Source organism: Burkholderia sp. S-53 (assembly GCF_025560745.1).
Classification (GTDB): domain Bacteria; phylum Pseudomonadota; class Gammaproteobacteria; order Burkholderiales; family Burkholderiaceae; genus Burkholderia; species Burkholderia pyrrocinia.
Map to the genome: position 1 here is coordinate 1,482,642 of NZ_CP090483.1, position 16,767 is coordinate 1,499,408.

Genomic DNA, 16,767 nt, shown 5'->3' on the forward strand with positions numbered 1-16,767 from the left:
GGAATGAACCGCATCTTGCCATATCGGGGCCACGGTACAAGCGGGTGACCATGTTTGTGCAACAGGTTGCATAAACGAAAACGGCAGGCTACCATCTTTGCAACTTGTTGCATAAAGATGGAGACAACCGATGATGCCCCGTTATCCGCATTTGACGACCCCGCTCGAACTCGGCTTCACGTCGCTCAGGAATCGCGTATTGATGGGGTCGATGCACGTCGGCCTCGAGGAAGCGCCGAACGGTTTCGAGCGGATGGCGGCGTTCTATGCGGAACGCGCGCGTGGCGAGGCCGGCCTGATCGTCACGGGCGGATTCGCGCCGAACGAGCGCGGCCGTCCGGCGCCGGGCGGCGCGATGCTGATGACCGAGGCGGACGCCGAGCGTCATCGCGTCGTGACGCGCGCGGTGCATGCGGAAGGCGGCAGGATCGCGCTGCAGATCCTGCATTTCGGGCGCTACGCGTATCAGCCGGCGCTCGTCGCGCCCAGCGCGCTGAAGGCGCCGATCAATCCGTTCACGCCGCATGCGTTGAGCAGCGACGAAGTCGACGAGACGATCGCCGATTTCGTGCGATGCGCGGCGCTCGCGCAGCATGCGGGCTACGACGGCGTCGAGATCATGGGTTCCGAGGGCTACCTGATCAACGAATTCATCGCTGCGCGCACCAACCATCGCGACGACGCGTGGGGCGGCGCATACGAGCACCGCATTCGCTTCGCGGTCGAGATCGTGCGGTGCGTGCGCGAGCGGGTCGGCACGAATTTCATCGTCATCTACCGGCTGTCAATGCTCGATCTCGTCGAAGGCGGGTCGACGCTCGACGAGGTGATCCGGCTCGCACAGGCGATCGAGGCGGCCGGCGCGACGATCCTCAATACTGGCATCGGCTGGCACGAGGCGCGCATTCCGACCATCGCGACCAAGGTGCCGCGCGCCGCGTACGCATGGGTGACGCGGCAACTGATGGGCAAGGTCGGCATTCCGCTCGTCGCGACCAACCGGATCAATATGCCGGAAGTCGCCGAGCAACTGCTCGCCGACGGCTATTGCGACATGGTGTCGATGGCGCGGCCGTTCCTCGCCGATGCCGAGTTCGTCCGCAAGGCGCGGGAAGGGCGCGCGGACGAAATCAACACGTGCATCGGCTGCAACCAGGCGTGCCTCGACCATACGTTCAGCGGCAGGATCACGTCCTGTCTCGTGAATCCGCGCGCGTGCCATGAAACCGAACTCGTGATCCGCCCCGCGCAGCAGCGCAAGCGAATCGCGGTGGTCGGCGCCGGCCCGGCGGGCCTCGGCTTTGCGGTCACGGCGGCCGAACGCGGTCATGCGGTGACGCTGTACGAAGCCGGCGCCGAGATCGGCGGCCAGTTCAATATCGCGAAGCGGGTGCCCGGCAAGGAAGAGTTCAACGAAACGCTGCGCTACTTCCGCCGGCAGATCGAACTGCGCGGCGTGACGCTTCACGTCAATACGCGCGCGACCGCCGAGATGCTGCTGCAGGGCGAATTCGACGAAGTGGTGATCGCGACGGGCATCGTGCCGCGCATGCCGCCGATCGACGGCGTCGGGCACCCGAAGACGCTCGGCTATCTCGACGTGCTGCGCGACGGCAAGGCCGTCGGCCGCAATGTTGCGATCGTCGGCGCCGGCGGCATCGGCTTCGACGTGGCGGAATTCCTCGTCGATCGCGGCGACGGCACGCGCGTCGACGCCGACCGGTTTTTCGCCGAATGGGGCGTCGACCGGTCGTATGCAAAAGCCGGCGGCTTGCGCAATGCGCAGCCCGAACCGGCGGCGCGACAGGTGCATCTGCTGCAACGCAAGGCGTCGAAGGTCGGCGACGGGCTCGGCAAGACCACCGGATGGATCCACCGCGCGGCGCTGAAGGCGCGCGGCGTCGGGATGTCGTCGGCGGTGACGTACCGTCGCATCGACGACGACGGATTTCACGTGACGATCGACGGCGTCGAACAGACGCTGCCGGTGGACAACGTGGTGATCTGCGCCGGGCAGGAGCCGTTGCGCGAACTGGCGGTGCAACTGGAAGCCGCAGGATGCAAGGTTCACGTGATCGGCGGCGCGCATGAAGCCGCAGAGCTCGACGCGAAGCGCGCGATTCACCAGGGCACGACGCTTGCCGCGGCCCTGTGAGACCGATGCGTTCCCTTTCCGCCCGACGATACAGGAGTCTTCGATGACGCATTCACCGCTGCATGTTCAACCTGCTGTCGCGAAATCGCTCGATACGTGGCATGCGCTGATCGAGAGCAAGGATCTTGGCGCGCTGGAATCGATCGTCCATCCGGACGCCGTGTTCCGTTCGCCGATGGCGTTCAGGCCGTACGGGCCGGCGCCCGCGCTGTTGATGGCGCTGCGCACGGTGATCACGATCCTGGAGAATTTCACCTATCACCGCCAGTTCGTCGCCGACGACGGCAAGAACGTGGTGCTGGAGTTCAGCGCGAACGTCGGCGACAAGGCGCTGAATGGGATCGACATGATCCGCTTCGACGACGACGGGCGGATCGTCGAATTCGAGGTCATGATCCGGCCGTTCAATGCATTGCAGGCGCTCGGCGCGGAAATGGGCGCGCGGCTCGGGCAGCAGTTGCCGGCGTTCAAGGTCGGCGGCTGAGCCGCGCGATTGCGGGGCGACGGCGCGAAGTCTTGGCGTGACGGGCGTGGGCGACCGTACTTGCGGTCGTCCATGCATGCGTCGTCACACACCGCCCGCGCGCGCCAGCCGCTCGACGAACCAGTCGCAGACGAGCGCGGTGCGTTCGGACGCATGGTTGTAGATCGCAAGCTCGTCGTCGTTCGCGGTGCGCAACCGGCCGCAGGGCGACAAGCCGTGGGTGCAGTCCAGCGTTCCGCTGCAGGCGCGCCGTGGGGCCGACGCAAGCTGACAAAACCCTGACGAAATGAATTGATATATTGTATCATCTGACGTTTTCGTTGCCGGCCAGCCGGGCTGCCCGGCCGGCGACGACACCACACGAAGATCGATACGACGTGACGAAATCCAGAAACAACCCGGCGCGCGGGGAGCGGCATCATGCCGCGTCGCGCCGGAACACCGGCGCGTGGCGCGCACGCGCGGCGCGCAGCTGCACGACCCTGCTGGGTTGCGCGATGGCGACCTCCGGCGCATTGGCCGCCGAAGCGGCAGCTCCCGCAGCGGACGACCGGCATGCGTTGCCGGCGATCGGCGTCACCGCCCGCTCGGCGCCGGCCGACCCGCTGGCGCAGCCGCTCGAAACGGGCTCGCGGCTCGGGCTGGCGAGCCTCGACACACCCGCGAGCGTCGAGACGGTCACGGCCGACACGATCGAAGCGCGCGGCGATCGCACGGTGCTCGACGCGGTCACGCGTACGGCTGGTTTCTCGAGTGCGATGGCGCCCGGCAACGGTGGCACCGCGGTGAGCGTGCGGGGCTTCAGCGGGCAGGAATCGGTGATGACGCTGCTCGACGGCGTGCGGTTGATGCCGGCGGCCGGCACGATCACGTTTCCGTTCGATACGTGGTCGGTCGAGCGCATCGACGTGCTGCGCGGCCCGGCGTCGGTGCTGTACGGCGAAGGGGCGATCGGCGGCGTCGTGAACGTCGTGCCGAAGCGGCCGCAGCGCACGCGCGAGACGACGCTGCAGGTCGGCGTCGGCCCCGACGGCGCGAAGCGCGCCGCGTTCGACACGACGGGCGCGCTCGGCCCTCGGCTGTCGTACCGCTTCTACGCGAGCGATGCGCGCGCCAATGGCCTCGCCGAGCGGGCCGATACGCATACGACGGCGGTCGGCGGTGCGCTGCAATTCGACGTGAGCCCGCAACTCACGCTGACGCTCGACTACGACTACGGCCGCCAGATGCCGGCGACGTACTATGGCTTGCCCGCGCCGAACGGCGTGCTCGATCCGTCGCTGCGCAAGCTCAACTACAACGTCGGCGATGCGACGATCGCGTACTACGACCAGTGGACCCGCCTGTCGGCCCGCTACCGGCCCGCGGCCGGCGTGACGATCGACAACCAGCTCTACTACCTGACGTCGAATCGCCACTGGCGCAACGCCGAATCGTATGTGCTGGACCCTGCGACCGGGCTTGTCACGCGCGGCGACTATCTCGACATCGGCCACCATCAGCGGCAGATCGGCGACCGTCTGAGCGCGCGTTTCGACGGCACGCTGTTCGGCCGCGCGAACCGCTTCGTCGTCGGCACGGAGTTCAGTCGGATCACGTTCGACGGCACCAACAATTCTCCGTACGGCGGCGTATCGACGGTGGCCGCGCACGGTTTCGACCCAGGCATGTTCACGAGCCCGGACCCGACGGTGCCGCAGTTCAGCACGCGTGCGCGGCAGGCCGCGGTGTTCGCCGAGAACCGGCTCGAAATGCTGCCGCGGCTCGCGTGGGTGAGCGGCCTGCGATACGACCACATCGCGTTCAGCCGCACGCAGGCGGCGACCGGCGCGGGCTTCGACAAGCGCTTCGCCAACGTCGGCTGGCGTACCGGTTTCGTGTTCGAAGTCGCGCCGACGCTCAGCGCGTATGCGCAGTACACGACCGGCGCGGAGGGCCTCGGTTCGCTCGTGACGCTGTCCGCGTCGCAGGCGAACTACCGCCTCGCGACCGGCGAACAGTGGGAAGCCGGCGTCAAGCAGACACTGCTCGACGGTCGCGCGTACTGGACGTTCGCCGTGTACGACATCACGAAGCGCAACCTGCTCAGCACCGATCCGTTTAATCCCGCGCTGCGCCAGCAGGTCGGCCGGCAATCGTCGCGCGGCGTTGAACTGACGGGCGGCGCGCGGCTGCCGCACGGCTGGACGATCGATGCGAACGTCGCGCTGCTGCGCGCACGCTACGACGAATTCAACCAGGCGACTGGCGGCGCGACGGTGTCGCTGGCCGGCAACGTGCCGTCCGGCGTGCCGCAGCAGACGGCGAATCTGTGGCTCGGCTGGGCGTTCGCCGAGCGCTGGCAGGCGAACGCGGGTGTGCGCTACGTCGGCGCGACCTACGGCGACGATGCAAACCGCCTGCAGGTGCCGTCGTACACGGTGTTCGATGCGTCGCTGCGCTGGCAGCCGACGTCGCGCACCGAGCTGGCGCTGTATCTGCGCAATCTCGCGAACCGCACGTACGCGATGACGACGTCGAACGGCGGCGAGCAGTGGCTGCTCGGTCCGTCGCGCTCGGCGGAGCTCGTCGCGACGATGCGTTTCTAGTGCCGCGCAGCGAGCCTCCCGTGACGCACATGCTCGACATCGATCGCGTGAGCTGGTCCCCCGGCGGTGCGATTACCGTGCTCGATTCGGTCACGCTGAGCGTTGCCGAAGGCGAGTTCGTCGGGCTGGTCGGCCCGAACGGCAGCGGCAAGACGAGCCTGCTGCGCTGTGTGTTCCGTTACGCGCGGCCCGCTGCGGGCGAGGTTGCCCTCGATGCGCAGGACGTGTGGCGGATGCGGCCGCGTGCGGTCGCGCAGCGCATCGCGGTGCTGCAGCAGGAGACGCCGGACGATTTCGGGCTGACGGTCGACGAACTGGTCGGCATGGGCCGCACGCCGCACCAGCGGCCGTTCGATGCGGAGTCGGCCGACGATCGCCGGATCGTCGAAGCCGCGGTGCACGACGTCGGCCTCGCCGAGCGCCGTGCGCAACGCTTCGCGTCGCTGTCGGGCGGCGAGAAGCAACGCGCGCTGCTGGCCCGTGCGCTCGCGCAGCAACCGGAACTGCTGCTGCTCGACGAGCCGACCAACCATCTCGACCTGCGTCACCAGCTCGAACTGCTCGCGCGCGTGCGGCGCCTCGGCGTCGCGACGCTCGCGACGATTCACGACCTCAATCTCGCGGCCGCGTATTGCGACCGGCTCCATGTGCTCGCGCACGGCCGGGTCGTTGCGTCCGGCGCGCCGGACGACGTGCTGACCGAAGCGCTGCTGCGCGACGTGTTCGGCGTCGCCGCGCTCGTCGATCGCCATCCCGTCACGGGCCGGCCGCGCATCACGCCGCTTCATCCGGAATGACCGTCATGCCGTTACCTGCGTTGTCCTTCGTCTCCCGCCGGTTGGCTGCCGCCGCCGTGCTCGGCTGCGCTGCCGTTCACGCGTTCGCCTATCCCGTCACCGTGCGCAGTTGCGATCGCGACGTGACGTTCGAGCGCGCACCGACGCGCGCGGTGAGCAACGACGTGAACCTGACCGAGATGATGCTCGTGCTCGGCCTGAAGGACCGGCTCGTCGGCTATACGGGCATCGGCGGCTGGAAGACGGGCACCGCGCGCGTGCGCGATGCGTTGCGCGGCGTGCCCGAACTGGCGAGCCAGTATCCGTCGCTCGAGGTGCTGGCCGCCGCGCGCGCCGACTTCTATCTCGCGGGCTGGAACTACGGGATGCACGTCGGCGGCCCGGTGACGCCCGCGACGCTCGCGCCGTTCGGCATCCGTACGTATGAACTGACCGAATCGTGCTCGCACGTGACGAAGCAATCGCCTGCGTCGTTCGACGATGTGTTCCGCGACCTGAACAATCTCGGCCGGATCTTCGGTGTCGACGCGCGCGCCGCGCAGGTCGTCGCCGCGATGCGCGCGCGTCTCGCGGCGGTGTCGCGCGCGATCGGGCGCCCGGCGCCGCTGCGCGTGTTCGTCTACGACAGCGGCACCGACAAGCCGATGACGGCAGGCGCGCTCGCGATGCCGACCGCGTTGCTGGCGGCGGCGGGCGCGCGCAACGTGATGGACGACGTGCCGCGCAGCTGGACGCAGGTGAACTGGGAGAGCGTGGTGGCGCGCGATCCGCAGGTCATCGTGATCGTCGACTATTCGGCGGTGACGGCCGCGCAGAAGCAGCAGTTCCTGCTGGGCCAGCCGGCGCTCGCGCGCGTGGCCGCGATTCGCGACCGGCGCTTCGTCGCGATTCCGTACGATGCGGCGACGCCGGGCCCCGAGAACGTCGCGGCCGTCGAGACGCTCGCGCGCGCGCTGTATCCGGCCGCGTTCGCCGGGCCGGTGCGATGAGCGCGGCCGTGCATCCGTCGCGGCCCGCCATGCGCGTGGTGCTGCCGGCGCTGGCCGTGCTGCTGATCGCGTCGATCGTCGTGTCGGCCGCGTTCGGTCCCGCGCCGATCGCGATGCCGGTCGCGGCGCGGATCGTCGCCACGCATATCGCGTCGGCGTTCGGGGCGGCCGGCGTGGTCGCGGCGGGCGCCGGCGACGACAGCATCGTGTGGCTGATCCGGATGCCGCGTGCGCTGCTGGCCGCGATGGTCGGCGCAACGCTGGCGGCGGTCGGCGTCGCGTTGCAGGCGGCGACCGCGAACCGCCTCGCCGATCCGCACCTGCTCGGCGTGAGCGCGGGCGCGATGCTCGGCGCCGTCGCGGTCACGGTGGTGGCCGGCGCGGCGTTCGGCCCGTTCACGCTGTCGGCCGCCGCCTTCGCGGGTGCGCTCGCGGCAACCGCGTGCGTCATCGCGCTCGCTTACCGGCGCGGCCGGCTCGAATCGGATCGCTTGCTGCTCGCGGGCGTCTCGGTGTCGTTCATGATGGCCGCGTTCGGCAACCTGCTGCTGTATCTCGGCGATCAACGCGCCGCGTCGTCGGTGCTGTTCTGGATGCTCGGCGGCGTCGGGCTCGCGCGCTGGGATCTGCTGCCGGTGCCGGCCGTGTGCGCGGTACTCGCCGGCGGCGCGTTGTATGCGCGCCGGCGCGAACTGAATGCGCTGATGTCGGGCGACGTCGCAGCGGCGGCGCTCGGCGTGCCGAGCGCGCGGATGCGGCGCGAGGTGTTTGTCGTCGCATCGTTCGCGACCGGCGCGATGGTCGCGGTGAGCGGCGCGATCGGCTTCGTCGGGCTCGTGACGCCGCATTTGTGCCGGCGCTTCGTCGGTGCCGAGCACGGCAGGCTGCTGCCGGTCGCCGCGCTGACGGGCGCGATCCTGCTCGTGTGGGCCGATGTCGCGGCCCGCACGGTCGCGGCGCCGGAGGATTTGCCGATCGGCATCGTGACCGCGCTGTTCGGCAGCCTGTTCTTCGTCGCGTTGCTGCGCCGCCGCTGACCGGCAGCGGACACACCGTCAGGCGAGGGTGGGGCGGATTCCCCGGCGTGCGCTTCAGCGCCGCGGTGTGGCCGCGCCCGTGCCGTCGCCGGACGCGTCGCTGTGGGCGAGGTCTCCCGTTGCGTCGAAGAAGCTGTCCTGCAGGGTTCGCGCGGGCAAGGTGATCACGAAGCGTGCGCCGCCAAGCGGCGAATCCTCGAGCCGCACATCACCGCCATGCACCAGCGCAACGCGCCGCACGATCGCGAGCCCGAGCCCGAAGCCGCCGGTCTGCCGGTCGCGGCTCGAGTCGAGCCGCTGGAACGGTTCGAACACGCGGGCGCGCTCGGCGGCGGGAATGCCGGGGCCGTCGTCGTCGACGCTCAGCACGAGCGCGCCGGACCGGTCGCCGGCAGCGGCCAGCAGCACCCTGCGCGATGCGTAGCGCGCGCCGTTGCGGATCAGGTTCAGCAGTGCGCGGGCGACGAGCTTCGGATCGCAGACGTGGGTCGCGGGTGCGTCGAGCATCGACACGTCGAGCGCGATCCCGAGATCGGCGAGGTCGTTCGCGACGTTGCCGGCGACGCTGTCGATCAGCGCATCGACGACGACCTCCATCGGCGCGAGCTGGCTCGCGCCTTGTTCGAGCCGGCCGATCGTCAGCAGCTCGGTGACGAGCTCGTCGAGTTCGCGCACGTCGCGCTGCAACGCGTCGCGACGGGCGCGCATCCGTTCCGTTTCGTCGGGCTCGGCGAGCAGCGCGAGCCCGAATTCGAGCCGCGCGAGCGGCGTCTTCAGTTCATGCGAGATGCCGTGCATCATTTCGCGCTGCTGCTTGATCGACGCCTCGATGCGTTCGGCCATGTCGTTGAACTGCTGCGACAGCTCGTCGATGTTCGACTTGCCCGACAGCTTCACGCGCGTCGACAGCGTGCCGGCGCCGAATGCGCGTGCGGCCTCCTGCAGCTTGCGCAGGTCGCGCCAGTGATAGTGAATCCACAGCACCACGGCGAACAGCGTGCTGATCGCGAGCAGCAGGTACGCATAGATCCTGATGTCGAGATCGGGCGCCTCGACCGGCCGCGCATGCAGCACCGTGCCGTCCGCGAGCGGCATGTAGTAATCCTTGCCGTTGTAGCTGATCGCGATCCTGCCGGCGTCGAGATCTCGCAGCGGCGCGCCGCTCAGCTGCGCGCGCGCGTCGGTCATCGACATGAAACCGAACCCTTCGTTGCCGCGTTTCGCGAGCTCGCGCAGCGCGAGTTGGCGCTGCCCGCCCGGATGGCGTTCGAGGTAGTCGTTGAGCACGAAGGAATAGGTCGTCAGCGAGTCGCGCTGCGCCTGCGCGACGCGGTCGTAGAAGATCCGGTCGAACGCCAACTGGATGAACAGGATCGACGCGGCGACGAACAGGATCACGACGAGGTACAGCCTGATCAACGGACGCAGCATTTATTCGTCCCACGCGGAAGGGCTGAACAGGTAGCCGCGGCCCCAGATCGTCTTGATCTTGTGCGGCTCCGACGACGCATCCTCGAAGCGGCGGCGCAGCTTCGAGATGCCGGAATCGACCGAGCGGTCGAGCCCGTCGAACTCGATGCCGCGCAACTGCTTCAGGATGTCGTCGCGGCTCAGCACGGTGCCGGCCGCGCGCGCGAGGATCAGCAGCAGGTTGAATTCGGCGGTCTTCAGGTCGACCGGCTCGCCACGCCACGTGACGGTGCGGTTCGGCGGCGAGATCGACAGTTCGCCGAACACGAGTGCTTCGGGTGCGGCAGCCGGCGCTTCCGCGACGGCCGGCTGCGCGCGGCGCAGCAGTGCGCGGGCGCGCGCGACGAGCACGCGCGGCTCGATCGGCTTCGTCACGTAGTCGTCGGCGCCCGTCTCGAGGCCCGCGACCTGGTCGTAGACGTCCGTGCGCGCGGTCAGGATCAGCACGGGGATGCCGGTGAACGCACGGATGCGCCGGCAGACTTCCATGCCGTCGAGGTTCGGCAGCATCAGGTCGAGTATCACGAGGGCCGGCTGGTGCTCGCGCACCGCCGCGACGGCGAGGTCGCCGCGTCGCACGACCGTCACCGCGAATTCGTAGCCATCGAGATATTCGCGGACGAGCTGCGCGAGGCGGTCGTCGTCCTCGATCAGCAGTACACGGTATTTGAGCGGATTGTCGTTCATGGTCTCCTCAGAGCGCACGCGCGATTTCGTACCCCGGCGGGCCGATATGCGGCGCGGCACGCGAATTCTATCCGGCGTACCGGCGGCCCGGGCAGCGGGACGACAATCGCGAACAATCGAACACAATTGAGCACAGATTCGCCGCAGATTCAGGACAGTCTCGGCGCAGGGCGGCACCTAGACTGCGGGCTCCGTCACTCATATCTCAATATTGTGCGCCCAATACTCCGCCGCTACCGCTATTGCATGCCGCTCGCCGGCCTGACCCTCGCCGCCGCCGCCCACGCGGAAAACCAGTATTCGATCTCGCTCGGCGGCGGTTTTGCGCCGCGTTACCAGGGCAGCAACCAGTATCGAGGCGTCGTCGCGCCGTCGTTTTCCGCCACGTTCGGCAACGGCTTCTTCATCGACGCCAAGCAGGGCGCCGGCTACCGGCTGGACCTGCCGCACGGCGTGTTCGTGTCGGCGGCCGTGAGCTACGACGCGGGCCGCGCGGACGAGAATCGTTTCGACCTGCCGGGTTCCGACTACCTGAAGGGCATGGGCCGGATCCCGGGCTCGGTGCTGGTCGGCGTGCGCGCGGGCGTGACGCTCTTCAATGCGGCCGAACTGAGCGTCACGATCGACACACCCGTGACGCACACGTCGCGCGGCGTGTCGGGGCACATGGATCTCGCGGTGCCCGTGTTCAAGACCGCGCAGCACGAGATCGTCGTGACGGGCACCGTGCACGCGGGCTCGGGACGGTATACGCAGACGTTCTACGGTGTGACCGACGCACAGTCGATGACGAGCCGGTTCCGGCCGTATTCGACGAGCGGCGGGATCGACAGCGCGTCGATGGCGGTCGCATGGAACTGGAACCTGTCGCAGCACTGGTCGGTGCTCGCGACCGGCGGCGTGACGCGGCTGCTCGGCCGCTACGGCGACAGCCCGATCGTCCAGTCGCGCAGCAACTACTTCGCCATCGCGGGCGTGACCTACAGGTTCTGAACGGGCCGCAGACATCGATCCCGAATACCGCGTTGCGTTGGCGTGCATGGATCGGCGCGATCGATTCGCGCGCACCGCGCGATGCGTCGGCGCAGCGCCGTAGCGGCTGACCGCGTGCGGTAACATGCAGGCGGCTTCGGCTTCGGCTTCGGCTTCGGCTTCGGCTTCGGCTTCGGCTTCGGGCCGAGCCCGCGCCCTCGATACGCCGAATCGGCACGGTCGGGGCGCGCGAGGCCGCGATTCGCCGGCCGGCATCCGTCGGGAAGCGGCTGGCGACGCGCGGAACCGCTCATGCATGCAACGCCTCGGTCGGCGAGGGACGCCGCATTTGCTCCACCGGGCGCGAAAGGGAGAAATCGATGAAGAAGACGATCGCGATGATGATGGCGCTGGTTGCGAGCGCAACCTTTGCGGGATGTGCGGACATGAACACGAAGATCACGAGCGCGGGCAACACGCCGGCGACTGGCGGGCAGGCGGGCGCGTCGCAGGCATGCAAGGCGGACGCGGGGCAGGACGATGCGCTGGTCGGCATGACCGAGGCCGATGCGGCCGCGCAACTCGACGGCTGCCTGTGGCGCGTGCTCGAGCGCGACGGCAACGCGTTGCCGGGCACGATGGATTACCGGCAGGAGCGTCGCAATCTCGGGATTCGCGACGGCAAGGTGATCTGGGTGCGGCGCGGGTGATGGATCGCGCCGGTGCCGCACGCGCGAATGCGCGAGCGGGCGTGCGTTACTTCGAGATGTACCACAGCGCATCGGTGCTGACGCGCGAAGGCTGAGCCGCCGCAGCCGGTGCTTGAGCCGGTGTGGCCGGCGGCGTGTTCGATGTCACGGCCGTCGGCAGCGTCGCGGGAATATTCGATGTCGATGGCGATGCGGACGCCGATCCCGACGTCGACGGCGTGTTCAGATACCACAGCGCATCGGCCGACGCCGAGCGTTTCGTCGCCGGATTCGCCGCCGTAGTCGCTGCCGCATCGGCGGACTTCTTCGAATTCGACGGAGTAGCCGCCGCCGTCGCCGCCCCCGGGCGCTGCGCGGCCGTACCCGTCTGCGCGGTCATGCCTGCGCCGCCGGCCGCGCCACGCTGCGCGCGCGCCTCGAACGGCCCGAGCTGAAAGATCAACGTTTGCGCGGGGCGCGTCAAAACGGCATACGGAAACTGCAGTTCCCACGACATCAGCACGCGGCCCGACGACGTTTCGGTGAAGATCGCCGGCACGTGCTTCATGTCGCTGAATTGCACGTAGATCCGCGCACCGTCGTCGAAGACTTGGGTCGGCTTCGCCTGGTCCGCGCCGGTGACCGACCATCCGAAGTTGTAGGTACCGGCCGGGCCTGCGGGGCCGCCCTGCGGCGGAGGCGGAGGCGGGGCCGGCGATACCGTGCGCGCTCGCGTGACCTGCGGCGCCGGGACGCTCAGGCTCGCGAACGGGTTGTACGCCTGTTGCTGCTGCGGCGGCGTAAAGGACGGTGGAAGGATGGGCATGGGAGTATCCGGCGAATCCGGCATGGTCCGGATTGCATCATAGACCTTGCGCGCATACGCGAGGCGCTTGTCTGGCGACGCGGAGTTGTACGCGCCGATCGCGTTCCAGTTGGGGCCGAGCTGGCGGATGTTCTGCGACAGGATCCACGCGCCGACATACGCGTTCGTGCACGGATCGAACAGGCTCTGCTGCGTGATGCCTTCGCGCGCGAGCGTCGGCAGCCACGTGCTGTTGATCTGCATCAGGCCGATGTCGAACGTGCCGTTCGTATTCTTGTTGACGGCGTTCGGATTCATCCCCGATTCGACCTGCGCGATACCGCGCATCAGGCTGACGCTCACGTGCTGGAACGCGGCCGCGTCGTCGAGGCAATCGGCGCGCGCGACGCCGTGCAGCACGCACGACATCGCAATCGTCGAGGCGACCTTCAGCGTTTCGCGGCTGATCGAGCGGGTTGTCTGACACGGCATGGCAGGATGGGGCGGAATCCGGCCGCCCGGTGCAAGGAAATTACGCGAGACGCGAAGTGTGCCATAGCGAGCAGACAAATGGCTCGCGTCAAACTTTCCTTTGCATTTGCCCATGCGTGCGTCACGCATCTTGATCGTGTCGGATCGGCGGTCGCGACGACGCTCGACCGGTAAAAATGGCCGCCTTTTCGGCGCATGCGGGTGCAGTGGCGATGCTCGGAAACCTGACGCGTTGCGTCAGCCACGTCGGGAGAGCGGTGCTGAATCAGTCGGAATGGAAATCGCCCGGCAGTCGGTGTCCGTGCAGGTCGGGGCGATGAACAGACGATCGCAAGACAACGGCGGCCGAAGCCGCCGTGCGAGGGCATGCGGTTCCGGCCGGCCGCGCGGCGCGCAACCGGCCGCTTCGCATCAGAAGCGGTGGCGCAGGCCGAGGTTGACCATCGTCTGCGAGCTCGTGCCCGCATAGCCGTACGAACCGATCGATGCCTGCGCGGCCATCGAGCCGCCGTGGCCGTCGCCGGTCTGGCCGCTCGCGTGCTGGTACGCGGCGGTCAGGTAGACGTCGGTGCGCTTCGACAGGTTGTAGTCCGCGCCGGCCGATACCTGGTGATAGGTGGCCGACGTGTCGCCGCCCGAGCGCGTGTAACTGTAGCCGACGCCGACGAGCAGCGCGTTCGTCGCCTGGTAGTTCAGGAAGCCTTGCCCCGTGTTGTAGTGCTCGTTCGAGCCGAACACCGAGCTTGCATCTCGGCGGTACTGCGCGTTGCTGTAGCCGAGGCCGAATGTGAACGGGCCGGCGACGTACTGGCCGGCGATGCGCGCGATGCCGATCGAGTGCGCGCTCGCATAGCCGTTGTTGATCGGGCCGTCGAACGTGCCGTCCGACGAGCTGGTCCAGCCGCTGCGCAGGCCGTTCGACGCGGGGCTGTTGGTCGCGTGGAAGTAGCCGCCCGCGACGGTGAACGGCCCGTTGTTGTACGACACGGCGGCCGAATACGATTGCGCGGAACCCGTGCTGCCGGCGATGCCGCCGAACGAGTACATCGCCGAGAACTGCAGGCCCGAATAGACGGCCGACGTGTACTTCACCGCGTTGTCGACACGGAAGCTGTTGTCGTAGTTGTCGACGTCGCCCGGCGTCGCGAACACGCTGCCTAGATAGTTGTCGGCGGTGATGGCCTGCACGAGGTCGACGAGCGGATCGTACTGGCGGCCGAACGTGAGCGTGCCGTAGCGGTCGCTCGTCAGGCCGACGAACGCCTGGCGGCCGAACAGGCGGCTGCCCTGGCCCTGCCGGCCGTTGCTCGGGTCGAAGCCGTTCTCGAGCTGGAACAGCGCCTTCAGCCCGCCGCCGAGATCCTCGGTGCCTTTCACGCCCCAGCGGCTGCCGGCCAGGTTGCCCGCGCTGCTGTTGCCGAGCATCCACGCGTTGTCCTTGCCCTGCGCATGGTTCACGTAGGTGATCGACGTGTCGATCACGCCATACAGCGTGACGCTCGACTGCGCATGCGCGGCGGGTATTGCCGCGAATGACGCGATGGAAATCAGCGAGAGGGTCGTGCGTTTCATTTCATCTCCTTGCGCATTGGCTTGTGTTCGTGATCCGGAATGGCAGGAGACTACCGATCCGGATTAAAACGGCAAAAATGAAATTCTCTTGTGTGGCCTGACGCAGACAGGGATGTCCTACGAAATTCACCATTGATGGATTTGAATTATTGTCGATCGCGTATCAATGGGTTGTCATTTTGCGATTTACCTATGGCGTTTTACGTATCCCGTGATAATTTCCGGCGATTTTCGGGGAAAGGGTGGCGGCCGGACTATTGTTATTGATCCGTCAAATAATTATTTAATGAATTGAATTGGCCGGGCTGAAATGAATGTGTTAGCGGCGTATCGCCTGCGGCCGGCGACGGCATCGCGGCTTCGCCATCCGTCGCTGCCGCGTAGCCGCCGCGCACCGAAACCGCGGTCGCAAGCTCGCTTTTGTATATAATAATCATTCTCATTTACAAAATTGCCGCCGCCTGCGCACCCCGGAACCCGGCCATGTCCGCTGACAAGCTGTCTCTCCATCGAGAAATCGACGCCCTCTATGTCGGCCATCACGCGTGGCTGCGCGGCTGGCTGAGCCGGAAGCTCGGTTGCGCGCACCGCGCGGCCGACCTGGCGCACGACACGTTCATGCGCTTGCTCGTGCGCGACGAGCCGATCGGCGCCGACGAGCCGCGCGCGTTCCTGACGACGGTCGCGCAGCGCGTGCTGAGCAACCACTGGCGCCGCGAGCAGATCGAGCGTGCGTATCTCGACGTGCTCGCGCAGCGTCCGGAAGCGTATGCGCCGTCGCCGGAAGAGCGGGCGGTCGTGCTCGAGACGCTGCTCGAAATCGACCGGCTGCTCGACGGCCTGCCGCTCGCGGCGAAACGCGCGTTCCTGCTCGCGCAGCTCGACGGTCTCACGCAGGCCGAGATCGCGCGCGAACTCGGCGTGTCGCTCGCGACGGTGAAGCGCCATCTCGTGAAGGCCGGCACGCAGTGCTTCTTCGCGATGGCGGCCTGACCGATGGCCGCCCCGGGAGCGCCGGCGGTGCCGCCGCATGTCGCGCGTCGCGCAGTCGAATGGTGGGTCGACCGGCAGGCCGGGCGCACGGACGACGCATTCGACGCCGCGCTCGCGCGCTGGCGTGCCGAGGATCCGGCGCACGACGCGGCATGGCGTCATATCGAAACGATGCAGCGCAGGTTCGGCCGGCTGGCGGCCGGGCTCGATACGCAGGCCGCGCATGCTTCGTTGCTGCCGCCGCGTGCGGGCCGCCGCCGCGCGGCCGTGAAGGCGCTGGCCGTGCTGCTGTTCGCGGGCGGCGCCGCGTGGATGGCCGAGCCCGCGCGTCGCGCGGCGATCTGGCCGGCCGATCTGCGCACGGCGGTCGGCGAGCGGCGCACGGTGACACTCGCGGATCGCACGGTCATCGTGCTCGATACCGATACGGCGCTCGACGTGCGCTTCGACGCCGCCGCGCGTCGCCTGCGCCTGCTGCGCGGCACGATCATGGTGACGAGCGGCCACGACGATCGCGTGCCCGCACGGCCGCTGGTCGTCGCGACCGCGCAGGGCGAGCTGCGGCCGCTCGGCACGCGCTTCGCGGTACGGCAGCGCGACGGCGCGACGCGCATCGAGGTGTTCGCCGGGGCCGTGCGCGTGCAGCCGGTCGACGCGACGGCCGGCACGCGCGTGATCGCGGCGGGAGAGGGCGCCGATTTCACGCGCGACGCAATCGGCGCGCCGGCGCCGCTCGATGCGTATGCGTCCGCGTGGACGGACGGCATGCTCGTCGCGTCGCGCATGCGGCTGGCCGACCTCGTCGCCGAGCTCGACCGCTATCGCCGCGGCAGCCTGCGCTGCGATGCGGCCGTGGCCGACCTGCGCGTGTCGGGCACCTATCCGCTCGACGATCCCGCGCGCGTGCTCGACACGCTGAAGGCGACGCTACCGATCGACGTCGACTACCTGACGCGCTACTGGGCGACGGTCGTGCCGGCCCGATCGTGAGCGCTGCGAAAAAATTTTCTGCCGACCTGAGCTGTTTCTCGATGTTC

Annotated in this window: 16 protein-coding genes; 10 read left to right on the top strand and 6 right to left on the bottom strand. The window is 68.3% G+C overall.

Translation table 11 applies throughout. From position 1 onward, the window contains the following. The first annotated feature begins 133 nt into the window (after positions 1-133). Complete coding sequence (locus tag LXM88_RS11895) at positions 134-2,155, top strand: oxidoreductase (RefSeq protein ID WP_262542831.1); 2,022 nt, start codon at positions 134-136, stop codon at positions 2,153-2,155. Positions 2,156-2,198: 43 nt separating this feature from the next. After that, positions 2,199-2,639: a nuclear transport factor 2 family protein gene (locus LXM88_RS11900; protein WP_262542480.1), complete on the top strand. Its 441-nt coding sequence runs from the start codon at positions 2,199-2,201 to the stop codon at positions 2,637-2,639. An 84-nt stretch (positions 2,640-2,723) separates the two neighbouring features. Here the strand turns inward: LXM88_RS11900 and LXM88_RS11905 are convergent, their stop codons facing one another. Then, positions 2,724-2,852, bottom strand: a complete 129-nt coding sequence (locus LXM88_RS11905) for a hypothetical protein (protein ID WP_262542481.1) — start codon at positions 2,850-2,852, stop codon at positions 2,724-2,726. A 284-nt stretch (positions 2,853-3,136) separates the two neighbouring features. Here LXM88_RS11905 and LXM88_RS11910 point away from each other — a divergent pair, with 284 nt between their 5' ends. From LXM88_RS11910 to LXM88_RS11925, 4 genes are read left to right on the top strand one after another with little or no spacing between them, the layout of a single operon-like run. Then, a complete protein-coding gene (locus tag LXM88_RS11910; RefSeq protein WP_262542833.1) occupies positions 3,137-5,227 on the top strand; it encodes a TonB-dependent receptor in 2,091 nt (696 codons plus the stop codon). 29 nt (positions 5,228-5,256) lie between these two features. Next, complete coding sequence (locus LXM88_RS11915; RefSeq protein WP_262542482.1) at positions 5,257-6,024, top strand: ABC transporter ATP-binding protein; 768 nt, start codon at positions 5,257-5,259, stop codon at positions 6,022-6,024. Further along, positions 6,021-7,013 (top strand): ABC transporter substrate-binding protein, encoded by a 993-nt coding sequence (locus LXM88_RS11920; RefSeq protein WP_262542483.1) that lies wholly within the window; start codon positions 6,021-6,023, stop codon positions 7,011-7,013. The genes LXM88_RS11915 and LXM88_RS11920 overlap by 4 nt, the downstream gene beginning before the upstream one ends. After that, positions 7,010-8,050 (top strand): FecCD family ABC transporter permease, encoded by a 1,041-nt coding sequence (locus LXM88_RS11925; protein ID WP_412524136.1) that lies wholly within the window; start codon positions 7,010-7,012, stop codon positions 8,048-8,050. Before LXM88_RS11920 ends, LXM88_RS11925 begins: the two co-directional genes overlap by 4 nt. Positions 8,051-8,104: 54 nt before the next feature. Here LXM88_RS11925 and LXM88_RS11930 read toward each other — a convergent pair whose 3' ends face one another. Both LXM88_RS11930 and LXM88_RS11935 read right to left on the bottom strand, forming a co-directional pair. After that, positions 8,105-9,481: an ATP-binding protein gene (locus tag LXM88_RS11930; RefSeq protein WP_262542484.1), complete on the bottom strand. Its 1,377-nt coding sequence runs from the start codon at positions 9,479-9,481 to the stop codon at positions 8,105-8,107. Continuing rightward, entirely contained in the window at positions 9,482-10,207 is a 726-nt protein-coding gene (locus LXM88_RS11935) for a response regulator (RefSeq protein ID WP_262542485.1), read from the bottom strand. A gap of 246 nt (positions 10,208-10,453) precedes the next feature. Between LXM88_RS11935 and LXM88_RS11940 the strand changes: the two genes are divergently transcribed. Together LXM88_RS11940 and LXM88_RS11945 are read left to right on the top strand one after the other, a co-directional pair. Then, positions 10,454-11,200, top strand: a complete 747-nt coding sequence (locus LXM88_RS11940) for a MipA/OmpV family protein (protein ID WP_262542486.1) — start codon at positions 10,454-10,456, stop codon at positions 11,198-11,200. A gap of 359 nt (positions 11,201-11,559) precedes the next feature. Continuing rightward, positions 11,560-11,889: a hypothetical protein gene (locus tag LXM88_RS11945; protein ID WP_262542487.1), complete on the top strand. Its 330-nt coding sequence runs from the start codon at positions 11,560-11,562 to the stop codon at positions 11,887-11,889. A gap of 46 nt (positions 11,890-11,935) precedes the next feature. Here LXM88_RS11945 and LXM88_RS11950 read toward each other — a convergent pair whose 3' ends face one another. The 3 genes from LXM88_RS11950 to LXM88_RS11960 all read right to left on the bottom strand — a co-directional run bounded on the left by LXM88_RS11950 (position 11,936) and on the right by LXM88_RS11960 (position 15,180). Continuing rightward, positions 11,936-13,165 carry a transglycosylase SLT domain-containing protein gene (locus tag LXM88_RS11950; RefSeq protein WP_262542488.1) on the bottom strand — a complete coding sequence of 410 codons (1,230 nt, stop codon included), beginning with the start codon at positions 13,163-13,165 and terminating at the stop codon, positions 11,936-11,938. A 411-nt stretch (positions 13,166-13,576) separates the two neighbouring features. Then, complete coding sequence (locus LXM88_RS11955) at positions 13,577-14,737, bottom strand: porin (RefSeq protein WP_262542489.1); 1,161 nt, start codon at positions 14,735-14,737, stop codon at positions 13,577-13,579. Positions 14,738-14,997: 260 nt separating this feature from the next. Further along, positions 14,998-15,180 carry a hypothetical protein gene (locus LXM88_RS11960; protein WP_262542490.1) on the bottom strand — a complete coding sequence of 61 codons (183 nt, stop codon included), beginning with the start codon at positions 15,178-15,180 and terminating at the stop codon, positions 14,998-15,000. A gap of 40 nt (positions 15,181-15,220) precedes the next feature. On the opposite strand from LXM88_RS11960, the gene LXM88_RS11965 reads away from it, so the two are divergent. Beyond that, the gene (locus LXM88_RS11965) at positions 15,221-15,730 is read left to right on the top strand and encodes a sigma-70 family RNA polymerase sigma factor (protein WP_262542491.1); all 510 of its coding nucleotides are present in this window, start codon (positions 15,221-15,223) and stop codon (positions 15,728-15,730) included. Between the two features lie 3 nt (positions 15,731-15,733). Beyond that, positions 15,734-16,720, top strand: a complete 987-nt coding sequence (locus LXM88_RS11970) for a FecR domain-containing protein (RefSeq protein ID WP_262542492.1) — start codon at positions 15,734-15,736, stop codon at positions 16,718-16,720. Positions 16,721-16,767 lie beyond the last annotated feature (47 nt).

Coding starts and splice junctions, on each gene's coding strand:
- LXM88_RS11895 (WP_262542831.1), top strand. CDS start 134: ATGCCCCGTTATCCGCATTTGACGACCCCGCTCGAACTCGGCTTCACG.
- LXM88_RS11900 (WP_262542480.1), top strand. CDS start 2,199: ATGACGCATTCACCGCTGCATGTTCAACCTGCTGTCGCGAAATCGCTC.
- LXM88_RS11910 (WP_262542833.1), top strand. CDS start 3,137: ATGGCGACCTCCGGCGCATTGGCCGCCGAAGCGGCAGCTCCCGCAGCG.
- LXM88_RS11915 (WP_262542482.1), top strand. CDS start 5,257: ATGCTCGACATCGATCGCGTGAGCTGGTCCCCCGGCGGTGCGATTACC.
- LXM88_RS11920 (WP_262542483.1), top strand. CDS start 6,021: ATGACCGTCATGCCGTTACCTGCGTTGTCCTTCGTCTCCCGCCGGTTG.
- LXM88_RS11925 (WP_412524136.1), top strand. CDS start 7,010: ATGAGCGCGGCCGTGCATCCGTCGCGGCCCGCCATGCGCGTGGTGCTG.
- LXM88_RS11930 (WP_262542484.1), bottom strand. CDS start 9,481: ATGCTGCGTCCGTTGATCAGGCTGTACCTCGTCGTGATCCTGTTCGTC.
- LXM88_RS11935 (WP_262542485.1), bottom strand. CDS start 10,207: ATGAACGACAATCCGCTCAAATACCGTGTACTGCTGATCGAGGACGAC.
- LXM88_RS11940 (WP_262542486.1), top strand. CDS start 10,454: ATGCCGCTCGCCGGCCTGACCCTCGCCGCCGCCGCCCACGCGGAAAAC.
- LXM88_RS11945 (WP_262542487.1), top strand. CDS start 11,560: ATGAAGAAGACGATCGCGATGATGATGGCGCTGGTTGCGAGCGCAACC.
- LXM88_RS11950 (WP_262542488.1), bottom strand. CDS start 13,165: ATGCCGTGTCAGACAACCCGCTCGATCAGCCGCGAAACGCTGAAGGTC.
- LXM88_RS11955 (WP_262542489.1), bottom strand. CDS start 14,737: ATGAAACGCACGACCCTCTCGCTGATTTCCATCGCGTCATTCGCGGCA.
- LXM88_RS11960 (WP_262542490.1), bottom strand. CDS start 15,180: ATGAGAATGATTATTATATACAAAAGCGAGCTTGCGACCGCGGTTTCG.
- LXM88_RS11965 (WP_262542491.1), top strand. CDS start 15,221: ATGTCCGCTGACAAGCTGTCTCTCCATCGAGAAATCGACGCCCTCTAT.
- LXM88_RS11970 (WP_262542492.1), top strand. CDS start 15,734: ATGGCCGCCCCGGGAGCGCCGGCGGTGCCGCCGCATGTCGCGCGTCGC.